This is a genomic window from Pseudovibrio sp. WM33, from assembly GCF_001623165.1.
Taxonomy (GTDB): Bacteria; Pseudomonadota; Alphaproteobacteria; order Rhizobiales; family Stappiaceae; genus Pseudovibrio.
On record NZ_LMCK01000109.1, the window covers coordinates 19,675 to 42,231 of the forward strand.

26 protein-coding genes are annotated in these 22,557 nt (G+C 51.5%); 15 read left to right on the forward strand and 11 right to left on the reverse strand.

Going from position 1 to position 22,557, the window contains the following annotated elements; genetic code table 11:
• The first annotated feature begins 20 nt into the window (after positions 1–20).
• The 7 genes from PsWM33_RS19335 to PsWM33_RS19360 all read left to right on the forward strand — a co-directional run bounded on the left by PsWM33_RS19335 (position 21) and on the right by PsWM33_RS19360 (position 5,450).
• Positions 21–1,388 carry an ABC transporter substrate-binding protein gene (locus PsWM33_RS19335; RefSeq protein ID WP_063301312.1) on the forward strand — a complete coding sequence of 456 codons (1,368 nt, stop codon included), beginning with the start codon at positions 21–23 and terminating at the stop codon, positions 1,386–1,388.
• 53 nt (positions 1,389–1,441) lie between these two features.
• Positions 1,442–2,362, forward strand: coding sequence for an ABC transporter permease (locus PsWM33_RS19340; protein WP_063301327.1), 921 nt, complete (start codon positions 1,442–1,444; stop codon positions 2,360–2,362).
• A complete protein-coding gene (locus PsWM33_RS19345; protein ID WP_208986966.1) occupies positions 2,362–3,213 on the forward strand; it encodes an ABC transporter permease in 852 nt (283 codons plus the stop codon). Before PsWM33_RS19340 ends, PsWM33_RS19345 begins: the two co-directional genes overlap by 1 nt.
• 96 nt (positions 3,214–3,309) lie before the next feature.
• Complete coding sequence (locus PsWM33_RS19350; RefSeq protein ID WP_063301313.1) at positions 3,310–3,948, forward strand: hypothetical protein; 639 nt, start codon at positions 3,310–3,312, stop codon at positions 3,946–3,948.
• A gap of 164 nt (positions 3,949–4,112) precedes the next feature.
• A complete protein-coding gene (locus PsWM33_RS19355) occupies positions 4,113–4,457 on the forward strand; it encodes a type III secretion system chaperone (protein WP_153039976.1) in 345 nt (114 codons plus the stop codon).
• A gap of 6 nt (positions 4,458–4,463) precedes the next feature.
• On the forward strand, positions 4,464–4,592 hold the full coding sequence (locus tag PsWM33_RS28705) for a hypothetical protein (protein ID WP_275078567.1): 129 nt from the start codon (positions 4,464–4,466) through the stop codon (positions 4,590–4,592).
• Between the two features lie 102 nt (positions 4,593–4,694).
• A complete protein-coding gene (locus PsWM33_RS19360) occupies positions 4,695–5,450 on the forward strand; it encodes an SDR family oxidoreductase (protein ID WP_063301314.1) in 756 nt (251 codons plus the stop codon).
• A gap of 36 nt (positions 5,451–5,486) precedes the next feature.
• Here PsWM33_RS19360 and PsWM33_RS19365 read toward each other — a convergent pair whose 3' ends face one another.
• Positions 5,487–5,969, reverse strand: coding sequence for a hypothetical protein (locus PsWM33_RS19365; RefSeq protein WP_063301315.1), 483 nt, complete (start codon positions 5,967–5,969; stop codon positions 5,487–5,489).
• Positions 5,970–6,079: 110 nt separating this feature from the next.
• Entirely contained in the window at positions 6,080–6,907 is an 828-nt protein-coding gene (locus PsWM33_RS19370; RefSeq protein ID WP_063301316.1) for a cysteine hydrolase, read from the reverse strand.
• Positions 6,908–7,032: 125 nt separating this feature from the next.
• Between PsWM33_RS19370 and PsWM33_RS19375 the strand changes: the two genes are divergently transcribed.
• Positions 7,033–7,941 (forward strand): helix-turn-helix domain-containing protein, encoded by a 909-nt coding sequence (locus tag PsWM33_RS19375; RefSeq protein ID WP_108819721.1) that lies wholly within the window; start codon positions 7,033–7,035, stop codon positions 7,939–7,941.
• On the opposite strand, the gene PsWM33_RS19380 is transcribed toward PsWM33_RS19375, so the two are convergent.
• Both PsWM33_RS19380 and PsWM33_RS19385 read right to left on the reverse strand, forming a co-directional pair.
• Complete coding sequence (locus PsWM33_RS19380; RefSeq protein WP_063301317.1) at positions 7,938–8,804, reverse strand: YjjW family glycine radical enzyme activase; 867 nt, start codon at positions 8,802–8,804, stop codon at positions 7,938–7,940. The genes PsWM33_RS19375 and PsWM33_RS19380 overlap by 4 nt on opposite strands.
• Positions 8,776–10,311: a YjjI family glycine radical enzyme gene (locus PsWM33_RS19385; protein WP_063301318.1), complete on the reverse strand. Its 1,536-nt coding sequence runs from the start codon at positions 10,309–10,311 to the stop codon at positions 8,776–8,778. The genes PsWM33_RS19380 and PsWM33_RS19385 overlap by 29 nt, the downstream gene beginning before the upstream one ends.
• Positions 10,312–10,595: 284 nt before the next feature.
• Between PsWM33_RS19385 and PsWM33_RS19390 the strand changes: the two genes are divergently transcribed.
• Complete coding sequence (locus PsWM33_RS19390; RefSeq protein ID WP_063301319.1) at positions 10,596–11,360, forward strand: DUF2971 domain-containing protein; 765 nt, start codon at positions 10,596–10,598, stop codon at positions 11,358–11,360.
• Positions 11,361–11,572: 212 nt separating this feature from the next.
• Here the strand turns inward: PsWM33_RS19390 and yghU are convergent, their stop codons facing one another.
• Positions 11,573–12,439 (reverse strand): glutathione-dependent disulfide-bond oxidoreductase, encoded by an 867-nt coding sequence (yghU, locus tag PsWM33_RS19395; protein WP_063293552.1) that lies wholly within the window; start codon positions 12,437–12,439, stop codon positions 11,573–11,575.
• Positions 12,440–12,708: 269 nt separating this feature from the next.
• Between yghU and PsWM33_RS19400 the strand changes: the two genes are divergently transcribed.
• The 4 genes from PsWM33_RS19400 to PsWM33_RS19415 all read left to right on the forward strand — a co-directional run bounded on the left by PsWM33_RS19400 (position 12,709) and on the right by PsWM33_RS19415 (position 15,323).
• Complete coding sequence (locus PsWM33_RS19400) at positions 12,709–13,212, forward strand: GNAT family N-acetyltransferase (RefSeq protein ID WP_082827079.1); 504 nt, start codon at positions 12,709–12,711, stop codon at positions 13,210–13,212.
• A gap of 105 nt (positions 13,213–13,317) precedes the next feature.
• Entirely contained in the window at positions 13,318–13,749 is a 432-nt protein-coding gene (locus PsWM33_RS19405) for a carboxymuconolactone decarboxylase family protein (protein ID WP_063293554.1), read from the forward strand.
• On the forward strand, positions 13,749–14,624 hold the full coding sequence (sigJ, locus tag PsWM33_RS19410; RefSeq protein ID WP_063301321.1) for an RNA polymerase sigma factor SigJ: 876 nt from the start codon (positions 13,749–13,751) through the stop codon (positions 14,622–14,624). Before PsWM33_RS19405 ends, sigJ begins: the two co-directional genes overlap by 1 nt.
• A gap of 84 nt (positions 14,625–14,708) precedes the next feature.
• A complete protein-coding gene (locus tag PsWM33_RS19415) occupies positions 14,709–15,323 on the forward strand; it encodes a LysE family translocator (protein ID WP_063301322.1) in 615 nt (204 codons plus the stop codon).
• Between the two features lie 2 nt (positions 15,324–15,325).
• On the opposite strand, the gene PsWM33_RS19420 is transcribed toward PsWM33_RS19415, so the two are convergent.
• Complete coding sequence (locus tag PsWM33_RS19420; RefSeq protein WP_063301323.1) at positions 15,326–16,066, reverse strand: class I SAM-dependent methyltransferase; 741 nt, start codon at positions 16,064–16,066, stop codon at positions 15,326–15,328.
• A 203-nt stretch (positions 16,067–16,269) separates the two neighbouring features.
• On the opposite strand from PsWM33_RS19420, the gene PsWM33_RS19425 reads away from it, so the two are divergent.
• A complete protein-coding gene (locus PsWM33_RS19425) occupies positions 16,270–17,778 on the forward strand; it encodes a malonate--CoA ligase (RefSeq protein WP_063301324.1) in 1,509 nt (502 codons plus the stop codon).
• Between the two features lie 88 nt (positions 17,779–17,866).
• On the opposite strand, the gene PsWM33_RS19430 is transcribed toward PsWM33_RS19425, so the two are convergent.
• The 4 genes from PsWM33_RS19430 to PsWM33_RS19445 all read right to left on the reverse strand — a co-directional run bounded on the left by PsWM33_RS19430 (position 17,867) and on the right by PsWM33_RS19445 (position 20,010).
• Complete coding sequence (locus tag PsWM33_RS19430; RefSeq protein ID WP_063296693.1) at positions 17,867–18,241, reverse strand: hypothetical protein; 375 nt, start codon at positions 18,239–18,241, stop codon at positions 17,867–17,869.
• Between the two features lie 167 nt (positions 18,242–18,408).
• Entirely contained in the window at positions 18,409–18,741 is a 333-nt protein-coding gene (locus PsWM33_RS19435; RefSeq protein ID WP_063296692.1) for a DUF962 domain-containing protein, read from the reverse strand.
• Positions 18,742–18,745: 4 nt separating this feature from the next.
• Entirely contained in the window at positions 18,746–19,651 is a 906-nt protein-coding gene (locus tag PsWM33_RS19440) for a phytanoyl-CoA dioxygenase family protein (protein ID WP_063301325.1), read from the reverse strand.
• Positions 19,648–20,010: a hypothetical protein gene (locus PsWM33_RS19445; protein ID WP_063287485.1), complete on the reverse strand. Its 363-nt coding sequence runs from the start codon at positions 20,008–20,010 to the stop codon at positions 19,648–19,650. The genes PsWM33_RS19440 and PsWM33_RS19445 overlap by 4 nt, the downstream gene beginning before the upstream one ends.
• Positions 20,011–20,178: 168 nt before the next feature.
• Between PsWM33_RS19445 and PsWM33_RS19450 the strand changes: the two genes are divergently transcribed.
• On the forward strand, positions 20,179–20,772 hold the full coding sequence (locus tag PsWM33_RS19450) for a TetR/AcrR family transcriptional regulator (protein ID WP_057460857.1): 594 nt from the start codon (positions 20,179–20,181) through the stop codon (positions 20,770–20,772).
• A 16-nt stretch (positions 20,773–20,788) separates the two neighbouring features.
• Here PsWM33_RS19450 and PsWM33_RS19455 read toward each other — a convergent pair whose 3' ends face one another.
• On the reverse strand, positions 20,789–22,420 hold the full coding sequence (locus PsWM33_RS19455) for a hypothetical protein (protein ID WP_063301326.1): 1,632 nt from the start codon (positions 22,418–22,420) through the stop codon (positions 20,789–20,791).
• Positions 22,421–22,557: the final 137 nt, after the last annotated feature.

Here is a 22,557-nt window from a genome sequence, read left to right on the forward strand (position 1 = left end):
GAACCGGTTGGGGGTAATTTATGAAGAACACAAAATCACGCAGTAAACAGATGCTACTTGCAAGCACGCTCGTTGTTGTCAGCTGGAGCAGCGCTGTACAAGCAGAAGACGCTCCGGGCATGTTCCGCAGTGAGTTTCTGAAGGGCAATCTGGGGTGGGAAGATGTTACCGCCAAAGCGCGTGATGAAGGCACCGTCAACTTTTATTACTGGGGCGGGTCCGACATCATCAACCTGTGGGTTGATCAGGTGGCAACACCGGCATTGGCCGCCGAAGGGGTTAAGCTGAACCCTGTGCGTATCACAGCAACCAAAGACACGGTTGATGTGGTGATTGCTGAGCTGGCAGCAGGTAGCGGCGAAGAGCAGGGCAGTGTGGATCTGGTCTGGGTCAACGGGGAAAACTTTTACTCCCTCAAGCAGCAAAATGCGCTATGGGGCGCTTTTGCCAACCGCCTGCCTAACTCTGTGAATTTTGAGTGGGATGAGAGCGATCCGCGTTCACTTCTCAACCTGCGTGATTTTGGCGTCGAAACCGGTTTCCAGGAGATGCCGTGGTCTGGTGAGCAGTATGTATGTTCTGTCAACCGAGCCTATGTCTCTGCAGAAGAGACACCAGCTACCTTTGAGCAGTTGAAGACCTATCTAGAGGCCAATCCGGGCAAGTTTACTTATGTGAAGCCTCCGCATTATCTGGGCAACACCTTTGTGCAGTCTGTCCTTTATGCGTACAATCCGGACGGAACTGGGGCTGCGCCTTACCAGCAGAGTTTTGAAGAGATGGGCGGTTTGGAGCTGGCACGCCTGATGGAACCGGGAATTGAGTACCTGAAGAGCATCGAACCATTGCTTTTAGGCGGAGCTTCCGGCAAGCCGCGTTATGCTGAAAATTCTGGTGAACTCGATAATCTCTTCCTCAATTCTGAGGTGCACTTCAATTGCAAGTTTGGTGTGTTTGGCAATCACAACGGTCTGATCACCGGTGCCTATCCGGAACAAGCGGAAGAGATGATCTTCCCGGCTGGCAACATGATTAAGAACAAGAACTACCTTGCTGTTCCACTCAACAGCCCGCATCCGGCAGCGGCTCTTATGGCCATAAACTACTTCTCTTCGGCTGAAGCACAGGCATCTAAGCTGAAAACTGCAGGCATGCCTGTTGGTCTGGATCTGTGGCGCTTGAGTGAAGAAGAAACGGCAGAAGTTGCTGCCTCCGCGCCTCCACATTACGGCGTGACTCAACAACAGTTGGACGACAACATCGCGCCAGACACCAACGCCAGTCTTGTTGATGTGATCGAAGCCACCTGGCTGGCGGTTATCGAGCGCAAAGACGATAAGCCTCTGGCAGATATCGTTGCGCAGGTCTCCGGCGAACTGAACAACTAACATTTTTGCGGATGGCGGCTTTCAGCCATCCGCTTTTTATGAAACGAAAACTGATGCCCAAGGCACTTCCAGTAAACTCCAAAACGGCCGCATCTCCCGCGCTCATGCAGAACCTGCGTGATGTTGCTGAGGTGATGCCCTTGCTTGTGATTTTGCTGGGGTTGTTTGGCGGAGCAGTCGTACTGGGTATTCTGCAAAGCTTTGGCTATGCGCCGTGGTTTGGTATCAATGAGTTTCCCACAACACGGTATTTTGAACGCCTCTGGCTCTCCGTTGATTTTTGGGCCTCACTTGGCCTGACGCTCTATTACGGGTTTGCAGCAACGTTGATTGGCCTCGTCATTTCGATCCCTCTCAGCATAGCCCTGTCCAAGAAGTTCAGAGCTTCGCGGGTTTTTGGAACACTCATCCGTTTGCCACTTATGGTGCCGTACACCGTTGGCATTGCACTGGCGTTGGTGATGTTGGGCAATGGCGGGCTGCTCTCGCGCATCTCTGCAGGCCTTGGGTTGATTGATGATCCGGCTCAGTTTGTACAGATCCTCAAAACCCATGGGGGTTGCGGGATTATTGCTGTTTATGTTTGGAAGCAGGTGCCGTTTATGACGCTCACCCTTTCCGCCGTTCTGGCTCGAAAAGGCGAAGATACGGTGGAAGCTGCCATGGTGCTGGGTGCCAATTCCAGACAGATTTTCTGGCGTGTTACGTTGCCACAAATCATGCCGGGCATTGTCTCTGCTTGCCTGATTTGCTTTGCGTTCAACATCGGTGCATTTGAAGCACCGCTCATTCTGGGTGGCGGTTATCCGGATACCCTGCCTGTGTTGGCTTGGCGGTATTTTCAGGATGCCAACTATGCGTTCCAGTTGCAGGGCATGGCCGTGGTCGTTTCACTGGCATTGGTTTCCGGCATCTTCCTCGCCGCTTACCTGTTGGGTTACCGCAGATATGAGCGGGCAAGGGGGCGCGTCTGATGATCGGTTCAAGCTCCAACCTCCGGGACATTAAGTCCATCAGTCCATGGCAGCGCCTGCTCGTGTTGGCCATGGCAACCTTTACCATCGCACCGTTTGCCCCGCTGATCATCCAGTCTTTGGCCTTCCGTTGGGCGTGGCCAAACATTCTGCCAACTGTCTGGTGGCATGAGCAACGGGAGCGCTCTCCGTTTCCATTGGCATGGGACTATGTGTTCTCGCCAAGTTCTCGCGTCGCAGAAGCCACGATCAACACGCTTGGCATCGGCATTGCTGTGACGCTGCTATGCCTGCTCATTTGCTTACCTGCGGCGCGCGTGCTGGCACAGCGCAACTTTCGCGGTAAAAACCAGCTTGAGTTTTTGATCGCCCTGCCGCTTCTGATCCCCGAAGCTGCGATTGGTATTGCTCTGCTGATGATCTTTATCGCGCTTGGATTTGCTGGCACTTATGCAGGCGTTATTGTGGTGCATCTGATCCCCACCATTCCCTACATGGTGCGCATGCTGACAGCGGTTTATCAGGGGCATGGAACGGAAGCAGAGGATCATGCGCGCGTTCTTGGCGCCAATCGCCGACAGATTTTTTTCCGGGTGACCTTGCCGATGATCCTTCCTGGGGTGATTGCAGGCTGTTTGTTCACCTTCCTGGTCTCAACCAATCTGTTTCTGCTTACGTTTTTCATTGGGCAGGGGCAAATCATCACTCTGCCGACGCTGCTGTTCGCAAAAATATCCGGCGGTGCACTGGATGCAACAGGAGCTGGCATTGCTCTCATCGCTTCGGTTCCGGGTATCATCCTGCTGATCTTCACAGACCGCTTTATTCGCAGTTATCCGCTAGCTGAGTAATCTCTTAAATAATTGGAGAACTGTCTCGTTCAACACACCTGAAGTGAGGGCTGTTGGTTAGGTTGAAGCCATGGGAAGAACTTTAGGCATCAGATTATGACGGGTATTTCAGTTGGCGGAGCGTCCTCGTACCATGCCCCGCTGGTAGTGAATGCACCGGCAGCTCTACAGGCGGCAGAGCTGGGTGGTCACACTGTTTCTAAATCCAACGAAACGCATATTAGCGAAGGCTCGAACAGCACCACGAGCAAGATTTCAGAATTTTTTGAGGGCATGGCAACCAAGCAGATTGTGTGGAGCCAAACCGATGCAGATGCAGCGGTAGACCGCTGCCAAGAAGCTGCAAGTTCGGCTGTTTCCGCCGTTTTCTCCAATTTGAAAGATGGCAGACTAGCTGAGGCTTATCAAAGCTTTACGAAGTTGCACCATGCTGCGGAAAAGCTGGAACCCAACAACCCACGTGGGTTCGTTTCAAAACAACTGCAAAATGCGGCCTCTCAATTTTCGACACAAGAGCGCGATGCAATTCGCCTGCATGATTTCAAAGGTGATGGTGATCGGCTGGTACGCGGTCATTCTGCCCATGCAGAGCGCGCTCTTCATGTCTTTGAAGGACTTGTGAAAGGCGGCCTCATGTCCGTCGGGGATCTGAGTTCAGAAATCCACTTTATCGATGACATCATGAGTGAAATTCCATCTGCGCTGAGGGGCGTTAAGACAGAACTCACTCTGTAGTCTGATCATACGTGAGAGGAAAGGCAGCGCAGATTGCTGGGGCACCCTCTCACATTTTGCAGGCATGGCATTTGGCAGCCTTTTCGCAAAGGCTTTGGAAGTGCCGGGTTTTGCGCAGTCTGCGGGTAGGGCCAGCAGACCACTTACACATCAAGGGGCGTCAAATGGAAATGGTAGAAAACACACTCAGGCAGTTTGGTGAAACGATAGGATTGCCTGACCTGAAACTGGACGCAGAGAATATGTGCTCATTGACGGTTGATGGTGAAATTGAGGTGTTTTTTCAGGTTCTGGACTTCAAGGCAAACGTGGTTCGGCTCAACAGCCGTTTGGCAAGTTTGAACAACGTCCCCAAGTCGCTTTACCTGCATCTTCTGGAAGCCAACTACAACGGCATGGGAACGGGGCACGCAGCGCTATCAATCAACCAGCGCAGCTCCAAAGTGCTTTTGACCCAAGCTATCCAAGTCGACAAACTTTCGGTTGAAGAGTTTGCAGAAGCCGTCTAGCTGTTCGTGAAGTACACCAGTTTCTGGGTACATGAGCTGGTGGAATTGGCAAAGTTCCCTTCTGATGAGCCTGTCCCTGCGCAGAACATGCCAGTTGATAGCCTGAACTCTCAAATGCAGTATCTGATGCCTTAAGGGATCACTACGAGCTTCTGATAAATCTGGGACCTCGCAAATCGGGTGGGTTTTGTCCGCACAGACGCCAATAGTGCCTCTAGTCAACTACTGGAGGAAAACATGGAGTTACACGGACAAACGATCATCATCACGGGTGCAAGCAGCGGAATTGGCGCGGCAGCAGCCGAGCTGTTCGTTGATGAAGGCGCCAACGTGGTGCTTGGGGCCAGACGTGAAGCAGAGCTGGCAGCACTGGCAGATAAAATCACGAAAAAAGGCGGATCAGCCACCTACCTTGCAGGGGATGTGACTGATGAGGCCTATGCCTCCGCATTGGTGGAACATGCGCTCAACACCTATGGTGTGCTGCATGGGGCCTTCAACAATGCTGGCACTGTGGGGAACATGGAGCCGATCCCAGAGATGGACAGCGCGAACTGGGAAAATGTACTGCAAACCAATCTCACCAGCGCATTTTATGCGGCCAAAACACAGATTCCGGCTTTGAAGAAACGCACAAAGGGGGCGATTGTGTTCACATCCTCTTTTGTCGGGCACTGCAACAGCGGCATGCCGGGTATGGGAGCTTATGCTGCCAGCAAGGCTGGGCTGGTTGGGCTGGTGAAATCGCTGGCTGCAGACCATGGACCAGATGGCATCCGCATCAACGCGCTGCTCCCCGGCGGTACCAAAACAGCAATGGCAGGGGATGATCCGGAGGGACATGCCTTCATTTCTGGCTTGCATCCGCTCAAACGCATGGCAAGCCCGAAAGAGATTGCCCAAGCCGCGCTGTTTCTGCTTTCGGACCGGTCCAGTTTTGTGACAGGAAGCGCGATGACCGCTGACGGTGGTGTTTCAATCCGGCTGGTTTAAAGCAATGTGAAACAGAGGGAGGCGCGGCCTCCCTTCTTACCTGCTTGTCAGCAGCTGATGACCTTCCAACTTCAACCCGGCATCAGCAATGCGTTTTGCCCATGCCTTGCGCGTTCCAATGCCTGCGGGCTTTTCGAACAAACCTGCCTCTTCGGCGGCCTTCGTTAAAGCGGCATACATCGGGATGTTGGGGGCGCCATCCGGCAGGAGCAGTTCTTTGCGATGGAGGATTGGCGGGTTCTCACGCTTGGAATAGTCGATGGCCTTGCTTGTCTGGGTTGCAAGATCAAACGTGATGGAGTGGAGCAAAGCCGGGAAGCCGGAGGTCTCAAAGTCCTCGTAATGCAGCAACGAGACTTTGTCCTTGCTGATTTTGCACAGGTTCCATGGGGTGTCCGGATGCTGTGCAATGACTTGAGCCAGTCGTTCAGCCTCCTCCGCAGGGAGGAAATCAACGCCAGAGCGATGCAGATAGAGCCAACCACCCACACGGCGGCCAATTTTCGTCTTTTGAGCCATAGCTCTTCTCTAACCGAAACTGGTTGCACATGCAGTTCAAATTGAAGTGTTAGCGAAACGGAGAGATAAAGAACGCACCACCTTAAGGAATAAGGCGGTGCGCTAGGTGGTTAAGCCTGAAGCAGCTTAACAGTTTCGTCTGTTGTCCAGACCGCGTTTGCGATGAAGCGGAAATTGGTCAGAGCGGCCAGATAACCATCACCATCCGGAATAATAGCAGCAGCTGTGCCATCACTCACCACAGCAACTTCAAAGCCTTGCTCGATCAACTCGCGCATATGGCTCTCGGTGCAAAGGTTAGCAGACATACCTGCCAGAATAACCTGATCGACACCCTGCTTGCGCAGCTGAAGAGACAGGTCATTGGTGTCGTTGCCGTAGACCTTGTGCGGAGATGTGACGATGGTTTTGCCGTCGTTGATGTACGGCTTATAAACGTCCAGCCAGTCTGCGCCGGAGCCTTCAAAACCGTCAACGTTGAGTGCACCTTTGCGGTCGAACATGCCGATGTTATGCATCAGCTTTTCCAGTGCGCCCTCAAATTTCCAACCGTGATCGGTTGGATAGTAGTAGTGAGGAGAAACAGCCACGGTGATGTCTGCTGCTTTCGCGGCTTTGAACAGACGCTCAATGTTGCTGACAGTGTTGTTGCGGGTCACGCTTTCGCCCACAACGCCCCAGGTCACACCATCAGGAGACAGGAAGTCGTTCTGCGGGTCGGTCACCACAAGAGCGGCGCGGCTCAGGTCCAGCTTCATGTTGCTTGGAGGCAGAACGGACTTTGCTGGTGGGGCATATGGATCTTTCACTTTGTCCTGCGCTTTGGCGTGCGCTGAACCTGCAATCGCCGCACCGCCAACAGCTGCTGCAGCTGTCAGACCACCGCGCAGAGCATCGCGGCGGCTGAGTGTTTTCTTGTGATCATGATCATTACACATCGTCTGTTCCTTCTCTTGTTCGGTGAAGAGAAGATGGAATAGGCGATGTGCCTTGTGGTCCAAAATTGGTACCTTTTCGTCCTGATATGTATCATTCCATCGATTGGCGGCGTATAGAGATCAGCATGGATATTCATTTTATTCTCGATGAAATGGAGATACAGGCGCATCCGTTTGCTTTGTGTGAGCTGAATGGCGCCTGCGATCTTGATCTGGACAAAGACCCTTTGGCAACGCTGCACTATGTGCTTGCCGGAGAAGGTGAGCTTGTGCTGCCGGGACGCCCTGCCATTCCGGTGAGCAAAGGATCGTTGATCCTCGTACCTGCGCTCAAAAAGCACGTTCTGCGCAGCTTCGGGCAGGTTCACGATCCAATCCCCAGCTGCAATCCTGACAAGCTGAAAATGGCACACCTGATCCATAACAGTGACACACAGGACAAAGGCCAGCTCATCGCGATCTGCTCTCGTATCTCGCTCAGCTTGCGGCAGATGGAGAACCTGATTGATCTGGTGCAGGAACCGATTGTCGAAAATCAGGCTGGCGAAGATGCCTGTGAAGCGCCAATCCGACGATTGCTGTTGGAGCTTGCCAACCCTGCGCCCGGAAGCCTCGCCATGGTGCGTGCACTCTTGATGCAATGCATGATCGAGCTGATGCGCCGCCGCTTCAACGATCAGCGCGGTGGTTTGGAATGGATGGCCGCGCTGCGCGATCCACGTATGTGGCCGGTGCTTCGGCATATCCTTGACACTCCGGGCGAACCGCACTCCGTCGAGAGCCTCGCCTCCCTCGCTGGCATGAGCCGCAGCGGCTTCGCCAAACGCTTTCAGGAAGCATACGGCAGTGGCCCGATGGAACTTCTGCGAGATGTGCGCATGCGCCGTGCTGCCACTATGCTGCTGGAAACAGACCACCCAATTGAGCGCGTCTCCCACCTCATCGGCTTCCGCAGTCGCAGCGCCTTCTCCCGCGCCTTCGAAGCCGCCATCGGCGTTTCACCGCAGAAGTTTCGAATGGAGCGGAAGGGCTAAATATAAACCGCTGGCACCACCACATTCGTTAGCCCTGCTGATCGCAGCTCCGCTGCAATACGTTCCACGTCTGTTTCTTTCATGGTGGGCCAGGTGAGGGCTTCGCCTTTGACGCCGTGGTGTTGGAAGGCGTTGAGGCGCAGGGGCGTATCCGTATCCAGTGCACGAACGAAGTTAGCGAGGTCTTCGATTTCCTCATCGCTGTCTGTGCGGCCCGGGATGAGCAGATAGCGCAGTTCATGCAGCTTGCCGGAGTCAACGAGCAGCTTAGCGGTGGCCAGAACGCGTTCATTACTGCGGGTGGTGAGCAGGCGGTGCAAGGTGTTGTTGAAGGCTTTGATGTCAAGCATCACGCCATCGGTTACGGGCAGAACGGTCTTCCACGCAGCTGCAGGCAAATAGCCGTTGCTATCGATGAAACAGGTGAGGTCCTTCAGCTTCTCATCAGTTTTGATGGCCGTGAACAAAGAAATGATGAATTTCAACTGGGTTGTTGCTTCCCCGCCTGAAATCGTAATGCCATTCAGGAACGGTTTGTTCTGGTACAAAAGCGCCAGAACATCATCAACGCTGAATTGCGTGACCTTAGGGTTGGCATTGATGGGGCAGACGTCTAGACACTTATCGCATTGGTCGCAAATGCTCGCGTCGTGCACCACTTTGCCTTGCACGATGGTCAGAGCGCCGGTCGGGCACTCTGGCACGCAGTCACCGCAATCGTTGCACAGCTTCATGGTGTGCGGGTTGTGGCAGGTCGGGCAGGCAAAGTTGCAGCCTTGCAGAAACAGGACAAGCCGGTTGCCCGGCCCATCCACGCAAGAGAACTTTAAAACCTTACTGACTGTAGCGAGGGGCAAGTTCATGGCTCATCACCCGTGGTGCGCGCTCTAGTATTTTACCAGTCTCAGCAGCTTCCGCACCCAGCACAGTTGTGTTGATGCGAGACCCGCCACATTCTTTAAACTTCGCAATGTCTGACAAGCGCACCATGTAACCGGTGATGCGCACCAGATCATTGTTGGAGACGTTGGCGGAAAACTCTCGGAAGCCCAGTTGGAACGCACCTTTCACGAGCTGCTCCAGTGCGGCTGGATTGTTCTCGATGGTTTCATCCAGTGTCAGGATCTCCGAGACACCAGATGGATAGAACGCATGGTGTTCTGCCAGCGCCTGAACGTGCGTGACTGGATCGGGTTCACTGCCATAAGGGATACGAACACCCGGCGTACAGCCATCATCATCGCTGAGACCTGCTTGTGAATGCAGCATAGCCTTACCTCGCCAACAGTTTTCCATGGGACGCGCTTCAACGGCCTCATAAAGCACTTTGGAGATGCGGTGACCAAGCTGGTTGGCGGTCTCATCATGTCCGTACTTTCCGGAGCGGTCTTCCTTGGCCTGCAACTCATCCACGCACTGCGCCATGGCAAAGATGCCATACATGGCCGTGAAGCGGTCTCGGCTGATCCAGCCCTCTTTCACAAGGAAGCTTTCAAAGAAGCCGGATTTGTTGAAGAGATGGTCAATCCGCGCTTCAGTCAGGCGGAAGTTGAGGTCAATGTATTTCGGCAGAACGTTCTCGAAGAAGTCTGCAGTATCTTTGGATCGCCGCGCCACTTCACGCAGGTTGATGCGGGTCAGAGTGGAAGCGCCACCGCATAGAGGCAGCACGTTGTAACAACTGGCGACACCATAACCGTGGTCATCAAACAGAGGCTGATGCAGCGGATTGTTCGCGATGTGGGGTTTGGAACATTCAATGATGCTTTCGCAAGCCTGTGAAAAGATCGCATCAGAGCTGACATCAGGATCCCAGATGAACGTAAGGTTCGGAGCAATCTGCTTCAGCTCCGCATCAATGCGCATGATGGTACGGGCAACGCGGTTGTCGGTTGGCCCCACGTTGGCGTGCATGAAGGCATCCGGCAGCACACGGTCCAGATAGCGCCAGAACAGCTTCAGCTTCTTGTAAAGCTCTTCATCACTGACCTCATCGCAATACGGCAGCAAGAGATTGTCGAGGCGACCAATGAACACCGGCATGTTGGTGACAGACGGCACGTGGTGATAAGCAATCATGAGGGAGTTGATAGCTTCATCCAAGGTGGTTGCTGGTTCCAACTCAAGGAAGGTGCTCCCCTTTTCCAGAACCACAGAATAGTCGGGCATCACATAGCGTGGCTTGAAGGGTGCATGCCCCTCATACATGTCGCAGATGACACGCTCTTCCAGCGCCTTGGCGGTTTCCTCATCAAGCTCAGGGTAGGGCAGAGAGTTTTCTGCCTCCAGCGAGAGATACCGCGCCTTTTGCGCAAAGGAGAGGCCAGGGTCTTCCGTAATGCCCTTAAACCGTTTGAGAAGCTCCGACATGGGTTCGTTCCTTTTTGCTCTTTGGAACAAATCTTAAACCCGAGAGACAGGCGAGGAATTGAACTACCGCAATTTCCGATTGGAAAAGAAGGATGGTGCACAGGGCTGGAGCTTCTTATGGAAAAGCACTCGAGTTGGAGAGTGCGATTTCCAGTGATGCGATATTGCATGGCTGGTCTTTGCTTGTCGTAGAAGCAATCGGATAGCTTTTCAGTTTTTTTGTCGCGAATGTCATCATGCTAAGTTACTTTACCCTCAAAATCTCCGAGCAAAGGTTTTAAGACTTGCTTTATCACTACACATCTGTCCAGATGCTCGCACTAATTTTGAAAACCAAAGCCATACGGTTCAATAAGCTATCCAAAGTCAATGATCCTCGTGACGGCTGCCCGCTTAATCAGGAAATGAATGAGCAAATATTCGTTTCTTGCTGGATACGAAGATCAAAAGATTCAATCCCAATGTGGAAGCTTTATGCAGGGCTAGATGGTGTGCGGATTGGTCTACCGGAAGATATGTTTACGACCCATCCTACAAAGCTACCAAATCATGAAATTGAAGTAGACGGACAAAAAAAGCAGATTAAGCAGCGTGTTATAACGGACATACTACGTGGGCCACATATAAAGAAAAACTTTGAAACTGCGGCACCCATCCACTACGGACCTAAATATCAAAAAGCCATACTTTATGGTCCTGATGACATAAATTACCAACCTGATGATCTCCGTCACGTCCATTATACTGTGCTGAAGAGTGATGAGTTTCATAAAGTCGGGCTAAAGAAGCATGCTGACTGGGCATTTGAACAAGAGGTGAGGTTCCGTATTCCAGCTGGTAGCTTGGTCACTCAGAAACCACAGCAAACTTTAAAGGTTGATGGTGATTATATTGATGTTGGTTTGAAGGAAGAGGCATTCAAAAACATTGAAATTCTTACCGGGCCAGCCAACTCAACTGCTAATCTGATCATAGCTAAAGCACTGCTTCGAGACCATGAAATTGGCGGAGAACCTCAAAAGTCAAAGATCCAAATTCGAGACTACTAATCAAGCTTTTCTCAGTATAGTGTTCGATTAATGGTGTTTAGACAGTATCTGAGATACGAGAAAGAGAACGCTTGGAACACACTGAAAATATGCGCGATTCATAATTTCTCAAATTATGGGTTCGACCTGATATTTTCAGGTCAGTATGCCTAGCAGCAAAACCCGGCCTCATCGAAGCCGGGTTTTGTATTTTTACGTTCTGATAGCGCGTATTATGCGGTTTCAGAGGCTGGCTTTGGGTCCAGGTCGCTTGCGTCGTGGCGTTCTGGGACTTGCTGGTCCTCATCACCCCATGTGCGGTTTACGCGTTTGCCACGTTTCACGGCAGGGCGCTCTGCGATTTCTTCTGCCCAACGCTTGACGTTTTTGTAATCGTCAACGGAGAGGAACTCGGCTGCGCTGTAGAGCGAACCAAGCACCAGCGCGCCGTACCAAGGGAAGATCGCGATGTCTGCGATGGAGTACTCATCACCAGCCATAAAGCGGCGCTCGGCCAGATTGCGGTCCAAAACGTCGAGCTGGCGTTTTGCTTCCATGGCAAAACGGTTGATCGGGTATTCAAACTTCTCTGGCGCATAAGCGTAGAAGTGACCGAAACCACCACCCAGATATGGGGCAGACCCCATTTGCCAGAACAGCCAATTCATGGCTTCTGTGCGTGCTGCCGGATCTTTCGGAAGGAAGGCGCCGAACTTTTCTGCCAGATAGAGCAGAATAGAACCAGATTCGAATACACGGGTTGGTGTTTCGGTGCTGTGATCAACCAGTGCCGGGATTTTGGAGTTAGGGTTTGCGCCAACAAAACCGCTGGAGAACTGGTCGCCTTCACCAATCTTGATCAACCATGCGTCATACTCTGCTTCGCTGAAACCTGCTGCCAGAAGCTCTTCCAGCATAATGGTGACTTTCACACCATTTGGCGTTGCCAGCGAGTAAAGCTGCAGCGGATGCTTGCCCACCTGCAGGTCTTTGTCATGGGTTGAACCAGCAATAGGACGGTTGATGTTCGCGAACTGGCCGCCGTTTTCCTGTTCCCACACCCAAACCTTTGGTGGGGTATATTCTTGTTTATCACTCATAAAATTGTGGCTCCGTATTGATTATGTGCAAATGGGAACGAGCAGTTTTTCGGGCTGCCTTTTTCATTTCAACAGATGGGTGAATCCTTAACAAAATCAAGTGTGCAATCAAAAACAAGATCTTGGATGTCACTCCTGAGTGCTTAGTCGATATTGAAAGTTCCCTGTGCGCCAGACTAAAAATTGCTTTTTACAAAGCATCTGCCGGAATAATGTTCGCCGCTGACATTACGCTCAGAGATTCCTTTTTTCATTGCTGGACTGATCAAATGACTGTGATACCGACACTTGAAACGGAAAGATTACGCTTAAGGCCGATGACAATTGAAGATTGGCCTGCTTATGAGCAGTTGATGAAGTCCGAGCGTTCGCAGTTTATGGGCGGCCCGACACCCAAGCATGTGACCTGGGGTATCTTCAGTCATGATATCGCGCATTGGGTCTTGTTTGGTCACGGTGCTTTGATGATTGACGATAAGACCACGGGCAAAACCGTTGGTCAGGTGGGCCTTAATCACGGGCCGCTTTTTCCAGAGCACGAGTTGGGCTGGTTCCTCTATGAGGGCTTTGAAGGACACGGATATGCATTGGAAGCGGCTCAAACCATGCGTAAATGGGCCTTTGATAAGTTGAGTTTGAAAACGCTCGTCAGTTACATCGACCCTAAAAATGATCGCTCGCGGAAGTTGGCTGAACGGATGGGAGCTGTAATTGATCCTGATGCGCAACGTCACGATCCGGTCGATCTTGTCTACCGTCATCCGTCCTCCTGAACTTTTTGAGGTGTAGAGTTTGTTTTTTTCTCATCACCACGTCACATCTGAGAGAGCTGTCTCGTCGACCCTGTGAACGCAACAAAACAATCACTGGAGATAACGATGAACGTTCACACCACCATCAATCACTACGAGAGCGGTGCGCAGATCATGGCAGCCCTTCAGGGCGTGGAAGCAACCATCGCTGCGACTGGGTTTGATGAAAAACTGCATCACCTCATTCTGCTGCGGGCTTCCCAGATCAATGGCTGCGGGTTTTGTGTGAAGATGCATACCCGCGACGCTCGCAAAGCTGGTGAAACCAACGAGCGTCTGGACCACCTCATCATCTGGCGCCATTGCGATGACTTTTCTGAAAAAGAGAAGCTGGCATTTGAATGGACAGAAGCACTGACAGAACTCAACAAGGAAGATCAGTTGTCACGTCTTCGCCAGGAGTTGAAAAAGCACTACAGTGATCAGGAAATTTCCACCCTGACGGCGATGATTGGTATGATCAACCTTTGGAACCGGATTGCGATATCGAACCATTGATGAAGAACTCAGACAAATCACTTCGTGTATTTGAACAGGCCAGACCCATGTTGATGGGGCTGGCTTATCGTTTGCTGGGCACAACGGCCGAGGCTGAAGATGTGGTGCAGGAAACCTATCTCAGCTGGTCAGCTGCTGCGCAAGACGACATTGCCAACCCTGATGCTTGGTTGACGACGGTTTGCACCCGCAAAGCACTTGATCAGCTCAAATCAGCACGCAAAAAACGCGAAAATTACGTTGGTATGTGGTTGCCGGAGCCGCTTCACACCACCACACAGGACACACCGGAAGACAGAGTTGAGCTTTCCGAAAGCCTCACAATGGCATTCCTTTTGGTGATGGAACGCCTTGCTCCAAAAGAGCGGGCTGCGTTTTTGCTGCACGAGGTGTTTTCTTCCAGTTATGAAGACGTTGCAGATATATTGGAGGTTACTCCGGCCAGTTGCCGCAAGCTGGTCTCAAGGGCAAAGGCCAATATTCAGCAGAAATCTCAACGCTTTGTTGCTCCGCCAGAAAAACAGCGGGCGATGGTGAGTGTATTCCAAAGTGCGTTGGAAACCGGAGAAACAGCTGAACTTTCTAAACTTTTGGCGGCTGATGTTGCGCTTATTTCCGACGGCGGCGGCAAGGTCAATGCCGTTCCAAAACCACTTGTTGGTCTGGAGCAAGTGCTTGGCTTTATCGAAAAGGCGATCTCCCCAGCCGCGAGCAGTGGCAAAGCTTGGGTTGAAGAGCTCAACTCCTGCCTGTCTCTCGTCACGGTTGACGGAAGCGGCATCACGACGACTTTCACCTTTGGCTATGATGATAGCATGAAAGTCGACGCGATTTATGCGCAGCGAAACCCGGACAAGCTCGCTGCCTTCCATTAAGCAATTGCAGTCCAATCAAAGGCATAGCTTGCAATGTGACAAAGAACCTCCCAAACTATCCTCTGATGTTTGGGAGGGGAACTCATGTCCGTTGAGATGATATTAGCGCTTGTGATTGCGACTACGGCTCTGGTGGCTATTCCAGGCCCCAACGTTGCGCTCATCGCAGCCAATACCATCAGCAATGGCTTCCGCTTTGGAGCCGCTACGGTACTGGGAACAACACTCGGCGTTGCCATCCAGCTCAGCATTGTGGTGCTTGGATTTTCAGCCCTGCTGGCACTCGTTGCCGATACCTTCCTGTGGGTGAAATGGATTGGTGCGGCCTATCTGATCTATCTCGGCATCAAATCCTGGCGAGAGCGGACGGATATGTTGGAAAACGCTGAAGCCAGTAACACCCCTTTGCGCAAGCTGTTCTGGCAGGGCATGTTGCTTGCTATGATCAACCCGAAAACGCTCGTGTTCAGTGCGGCTTTCCTCCCTCAGTTCGTTGGGGATCAAAGTACGAGTTACGCTCTTGCCCAGCCAGCGTTGATCTACCTTCTCGTTATTCTAGGTGGAGATCTGTGTTGGGCGGCTCTTGCTCGTTCTGCAACTCCGTTCTTCAAGAGCATAGGTCATTTGCGACATAAACTCACTGGCACGCTCTTCATTGGTTCTGGCATTGGTCTCGCTCTGGCGCGTATTGAGCGATAGCTTCAAGCTTTTCTGCCTATGGGAATGATCTCGCGTGAGGTAGCGTGGTAAGGTTCACCTGTCCATTCACCCAGCCATGTTTGAGCACATAAGCCAGCTTCTTCAAGGAGCTGGTCGACTTTGTCTTGTGCCGTATATTTAATCTCAGAAGGTGCGCTGAAAATCTCACCAGTCTCAAGCTGCCTGTAAGCATTGATGAAACTGAGCGTTTGAGTGGTCTCGTCATATTCTGAAATGTTCCAGCTCTCAATTGCACCGAGGGCAGGGTGTTGCGTCCGGCTCAGTGTTTCCTCTTTGCGGCGCGTCTTCTTGCCCGGAAAATTTGGGTTGCGGGTATCAAAGATAAACTGACCTTTGGGGCTTAGATGGGCTGCGATCATTTTCAGAGCTGCAAGCTGGTCCTCTTCCGTCAGGAAAAACTGAAAGGAATGTCCGGTCAGACAGATCAGGTCAAACGTCTCTCCCAGATCGAATGAACGGGCATCCGCTTGTACCCAGCGAACTTGTTCTCCATTGGGGCGCTTGCGTGCAATTTCCAGCATCGCTTCAGCCGGGTCCAGACCAACCACACGGCGACCCTCAGCCAGCTGAACGGTGAGCTCTCCCGTACCGCACCCCAGGTCGAGGACAGAGCGTGCCTCGCGTGCAAGCACTTTGCAATATGTGTGATCCGCGCGATCTCGTGGTGTCAGCTCATAAAATTGTGCCAGATCGGGATCAGTAAAAATTGTGCGATGAGTCATTTGAAAATTGCTTCCTTGGTCAATTCTTGCAGCATAGAACGTCAGAGCCTTTTGGACAATTCCGTGCTTTGCTCGTTAAAACCGAGGAAGACGTGGCTGTTCAGAGCCTCGGGTTCGCATTAGTCTTGTCTGGATGAATCAGTCCCGGCAGGCTCACATTGAGATGCGGGTGAACGTCTGTTGTAATAGTGAAAGGCAGTCCCATGGCAAACCCGCTTTATGATCGTTTGTTTGGGATCCACGCGTCCAAAACAGAGCCGTTCCTGTTCCTTCAAGATGGCACTACTCTTACTTATGCCCAGTTCTTGGCAACAACCGCACAGTTGGCGCACACGCTGGTCGCAAATGGGTTGAACCCGGGCGATCGTGTTGCTGCACAGGTTAAAAAATCACCGGAGGCTTTGGCGCTTTATGCCGCCTGTGTGCAGGCAGGCCTCATCTTCCTGCCTCTGAATACGGCCTACACCAGTGATGAACTCTCTTACTTTCTCGACAATAGCGGAGCATCTCTTCTTGCCTGTGATGGCGCAAAGGCAGAGTCATTGCAGCCCTTAGCTGATCAGCTAGGTGTCCTCCTCAAAACCTTGAATGGAGACGGTTCCGGGTCTTTGATGGCAGAAGCCAAAACTCACCCAACTGCTTTTGAGACTGTAGAACGAGATCTGCAGGATCTGGCAGCGTTTCTTTACACATCAGGCACAACAGGCCGCTCCAAAGGCGCGATGCTGACACAGGACAATTTGCTGTCCAATGCAGATGTGCTGGTTGATTACTGGCGCTTCACAAAAGACGATGTTCTGCTGCATGCGCTGCCGATCTTTCATACGCATGGTCTGTTTGTAGCAACCAATGTCATCCTTGCGGTTGGTGGCTCCATGATCTTCCTGCCAAAGTTCAATCAGGATGCCATCGTACAGTTTCTGCCGCAGGCCACTTCCATGATGGGGGTGCCAACATTTTACACCCGGCTGTTGGGTGATGAACGTTTTACCAAGGAGCTAACAGAGCATATGCGCCTGTTCACCTCCGGTAGTGCACCGTTGCTAGCTGAAACTCATCGCCAGTTTGAAGAGCGTACAGGACACCGCATTTTGGAACGTTACGGCATGACTGAGACCAACATGAGCACGTCGAACCCGTACGATGGAGAGCGACGCGCAGGCACTGTTGGCTTTCCGTTTCCCGGCGTTGAACTCAAGATCACCAATCCTGAGACGGGTGCTGAACTGTCCCAGGACAGCATCGGCGTCATTGAAGTTCGTGGCCGTAACGTGTTCAAAGGCTACTGGCAGATGCCGGAGAAGACAGCTGCGGAACTGCGTGCGGACGGCTTCTTTCTCACCGGTGATATGGGGAAGGTGGATACGGATGGTTACGTCCACATTGTTGGACGTAACAAAGATCTCATAATTTCAGGTGGATACAACATCTACCCAAAAGAGATCGAACTCCTGTTGAATGAACAACCCGGTGTTCATGAAAGTGCTGTGATCGGCATCCCCCACGCTGACTTTGGTGAAGCGCCTCTCGGACTAATCGTTGCAGAAAAGGGTGAGACGCCTGATCTTGAGCAGATCATGGCCACAGTCAAAAAACACCTTGCCCGCTTCAAACACCCCCAAAAACTCCTGCTCATCAACGAACTCCCCCGCAACACCATGGGCAAAGTCCAAAAGAACATCCTGCGTGATAAGTATGGTGAAGCTGTGTAGGTAGTTGGATACTCGGCGGTGGGTTCTATGTTTAACGAAGGTTGCTGAGTAAGTTCTATGATAATCGGTAAATGGCTCTTAGGCTTGCTTATTTTGCGCGTTTGAAGCTTTGGAAACCTTTGCAGGCTGAGGGGCTTGGGGCGTTGGGTTGGCTGAGTTCGCTACAAGTCTTTTTTGTGACTGAGGATACGCAGGCAATCGCCTTTCTTTTCTGGGTGTTCGTTGTCGCCGCACTGGTGAAATCTGCTTTGATCAGCGCACAGGCCTGATTGACGCTGTTGTTGATGGCGGTTGCTGTCGGGGTTTGTTTTGAAGACGCGTTGATGCCCATTTGCTGGAATGCGCAGGTTTTTAGTTTCTCGCACATATTAGCAATGGCAGAGTTAAGATTGGCGTTCATCCCGGCGGAGGTGAGGCTGGATGAGGCAATAAGAAGTAAAACTGCCAGGCTGAGGCTTTTCATGGGACACTCAGATTTGTATTGGTCACATAAGCATTGTGAGTTGCTGCCATGACCAATACAAGCACCAAGATCTGTGGGCTTTACCTTCAGCGTTCGAACATCTTTGCGCTTCTATTGTTCCGAAATTCTGCCCTGCTTGCCCGTCCTTGCAAGTCAGTTCGATCACCCTATTTCAGAATAGAAACCCTACCGCGCAGAATATCGAAGAACATCACAAAGTCACCAAGCAGGCTGTAGAATGGAAACTTGAACGTGGCTGGTTTGTTCTTTTCAAAGAAGAAATGCCCAATCCACGCAAAGCCGTAGCCAACGACTGGAACTGCGAGCAGTAAAGTCCAGAGACCGAACGTGATGATGTAAGTGAGAAGTGTGAGCACCAGCGCTGTTCCAATAAAATGCAATCGGCGGCTGACGACATTCCCATGTTCTGCCAGATAAAATGGATAGAATTCTTTGAAACTGCCAAATTGGTGGTTATGGCTATTGTTGGCTTCACTCATTGCATTATCCCCCCTTGATTTGCCGATAGTACGTTAGCATTACGCCGGCTTGGCGCGTGATGAACAGTCTTGCGCGTTCTCCCAATCCTGCCCCTTTTTCCGGAAGAAGCATAGACCTGACCAAATTGCGCATGGCGCGGGCGTGTTCGCGATAGCGCTGTGTTGGGTTCAAGTCCTTCGCGCGCTTCTCCATGCTGATGCTCGTATGGTTTTGCCCGCGCACCAGGAGCGCGGATTGGTTATCGGCACTCACATTGCTCTTTGCAGCCACATACCGGATTGCAAAGCCAATGCGGCGATCATTGGTGGTGTTTGCATCAGACCCATGCACCAATTTGAAATGATGTAGCGACATTTCACCGGGCTTCAGTTCCATATAGATCTGGTTTTCCGGTTCCAGCTCTTCCTCCGGGATTTCCTGTCCGCGGGTGAGGAGGTTGTCTTTAGCGTAGGTGTTGACTTGCGTGCGGATGGTTTTGTGACTGCCCGGCTCCACCTTCATGACGCCTGATTGAGCCGTGGCCGGACTTAATGCGACCCATGCGGTGACCACATCATCGGCATCCACCCCCCAGTAAGCAGCGTCCTGATGCATGGAAACATAGGATTTGCTGCCTGCTTCCTTGGTGAACAGGTTGGTCATCAGACACAGGATATCCGGACCGATCAGCTGCTCGACTGCATCAAGAATAACGGGATGATGGACGAGTTCATCTGCCCAGTCATACAGAAGGTACGACTTGTTGCACTGTGCTTTGTCCATGGGATGTCCCTGAAGCTTCTCAATAGCTTCAAGTTCTGCGCGCATACGGATGGGATCGTCTTTTTCGAGCACTTTGATTGGACACAGGAAGCCATCCTTCTGGTAGGTTCCTGTATCTATTGAGTTGGCGGTATCTATCAGTGTCATGCTGAAACCATCCTTGAAATGAGCGTTGCGAAGGTTGCAACAAGACCGATTGAGGCTGCGCCAAGTAAAATTGAAAGAGCAGGTATGCGTTCGCGTGTTCCCGTTTGTGGGTCGAGCCGTGTAAACAGCATTGCGTAAAGATTGCCAGACATGAATGCCCAGGCACAAAGCATAAGAGCGACACCCACTGCGCTTTCAAAAATTAAAGCAGAAAAGATGAGTAAGCCGCATGCAAGATAGTCATCGATAGATAGCGGCCAATATTTATCGGTTTTTATCAAAATGAGTGTTTCGCCGACAATGAGTATAACGGCGAGAACCACTGCATAAATTGGCAGATAAGTTTGAAACTCCCCCAAAGTTCTCCCTCCTGAATATATGGAAACAGCGTTACCGAGTTTTGTTGATGTGTCAAGTTAATTGATCTTGATCAAATCTGGAGTGTTTTTCGGTACATGTTCAAACAAGGCGGCTAGGAGACACTAAAAAAACGGATACAATGGTGGAAATTGGGGGAGCCAATCGGAATGACCGTGGATGTAGACCGCAGAACAATAAAGCCGGAAGCACTTGAAACACTTCGCAGAACCATTCTGGAGATTTTCTCCTCCGGGATGTATCAGGATGTGGGGATACGGCAGATCTGCCAGCAGGCGCGGGTGAGTCCGCAAACAGTCTACAAGTACTTTGGCAATAAAGAAGAGATGCTCTATGCCTGCATCAAAGGGGATCTCGAAAACCTCTATGCAGAAGCGATGCAAGCAGCGCGTGCTGCTGATAACACGGTCGATAAATGCCTCGTTTTCCTGGATATCTGGTGCGAGTTTTATTTCGCCAATCCAAGCATAGCGCGCATTGTATTTCTGAACATCCCGCAAGCTTATTGGTTAGGGCAAACCCAGTTCACACACGTCGCATTGCATGATGAAACCACCCGTACAATAGCACATGGCCAGAGCGAAGGTTTAGTCTGGGATGAGACATCTGCCGAATTGTTGGGGCAGGCGATTATGGGAATGGCGCACAGGCTGCTGACCCGCTGGCTGATGACGGACAATGCGGACAGCGCGGAAACGAAACAAGCGCTGGCGAAGAGTATCAGAAAGCTGTTGCAGCCTTAAAATGCGGAGCAGGGGGCTAGTCCAGTTCAATATCTGAAGCATGGGCAATCAGCCGTTTAAGGCTGTGCATGCCTTCATCGACTGATTTTTGAGCCTGAATCGCTTTGCTGTTTTCAATATGGCTTGCCGCGTTATCGAAGTGGCTTTTCACGTTCTCCGCTTCTTTTTCATAGGCATTAAAGCTTTGTTTGGCGTCTTCGTCTGACTGGCTTATGAGCTTAAGGTCTTTGTGGCGATCAAGCCAGGATTTGGCATCGCCTTGCAGCTGAACAAGTTGTCTTTCAACCCACTCAACCTGTTCTTTTGCCTTATGGGTCAGGCTGTAAAGCTGGAAGCGGATTTTCCGGAGTGGCAGAACCTTTTCTTCGGCATCTTCAACCTTGCCAGAAATCAGATCTGATTGGGCTGAAGTAAGCAATGTCTTCAGTGATTTGCATTCAGCTTCATACTGATGGGCATTCGGCAAGCTGGCCTTGATGAAGGGAAGCCGTTCATAGGCTTGTTCCAATGCACGGCGCAGGTTTTGTATCTTTTTGTGCGTTGGAATTGGTTCTCCTTTTTCGATGGGCTCATCCGTTTGGTCATCTGCCGCACTCGCATTGCTAAACCATAGTTGTTGCATCTGAAACAGGGCGCCTTCGTTGTCGTGCAAAATGGCTGTCGCACCCTGATAATCATCACGGCCTAAAGCCTGCTGTCCTTTTGGCGTCGCAGCAGCAACCTTCTCAAAAGAAGCTGTAAACTGTGTAAGTTTATCGGGAGTGTGTTCCAGTTCTGATGAGCGTTTGTTTAAGGCGGTGGCATCGGCAAGGGTTTTGTCCAACCGCTGTTGTGCATCCTCCCGGTTTCTATCAATCTGCTCCTTGGCGTCATCATAGGCTTTGACGAAGGCTTCCTTCTTGCCTGCAATCTTACCCAACATGAACTTCAGGCCCGGATAGCTGTGATCTGCAATCGCCTTTTGCATGCGCAGGAGTGGCAGATTTGCGATGCGGTGAGCCTTGTCGAAGTCAGCCGTATCAACGCCCCATTGCGTTAACTCATCGCGGTGCTTGTAAGTGTCTTCAACGGTGTTTTGGTAGGCCTCAACAGCAGGCATCTCCTTGGCAATCATCGCATCCGCATGCTTGCATCCCTGCTGCAGAACCTTCTTTCCTTCACCGATATGATACTGAACTTTATCCAGCAATGTTTTGAGTAGGCTTATGGTTCCGGCATCAGGCCGCTGTTGGCCAGAAAAGTTCTTGTTAAACTGTTTGAAGGTGTTGCTGATCTTTTCGACTTGCACCTTGAAGGCTTCAATATGCTCTTTTGTCACGAGCTGTTTGCGAGCCTGCGCATCCAGCTTCTGGGCGTTCGTGGCCAGTGTTTGATACCTGTTGGAGAGCTGAGTGATCTCGGCCTTGAACTGTTCTGCCGCTTGCGCTGCCTGCTGCTGATGTGCAGCCGGGCTGTCTTTGGAAACCAGCACGCGTGATCGCCACGCTGCTGGCCGTCCTGGATTCACTTCATTGGGACGATTGCTGTGTTCAGTAGTATCCGACTGCATCTCCTCCAGTTGCACCTCATCCACATTCTTTAAATTCAAGTGCTTAAGGAGCTTCTCAGTCCATTTTTCCTGCTCGGGGGTGAGGTCTGACTTCGGCATCGAGATGCTCCAATCGAATGCACATATTTTTGGTTCTTGCTTACCTATAAGACCAAAATACTGAGCAATCTTAAGGGAGATGACCTGAAATGCGTCGTTTGATCAGCCCCACTTGAGTGGTCCGGTTTGAAAGTTAG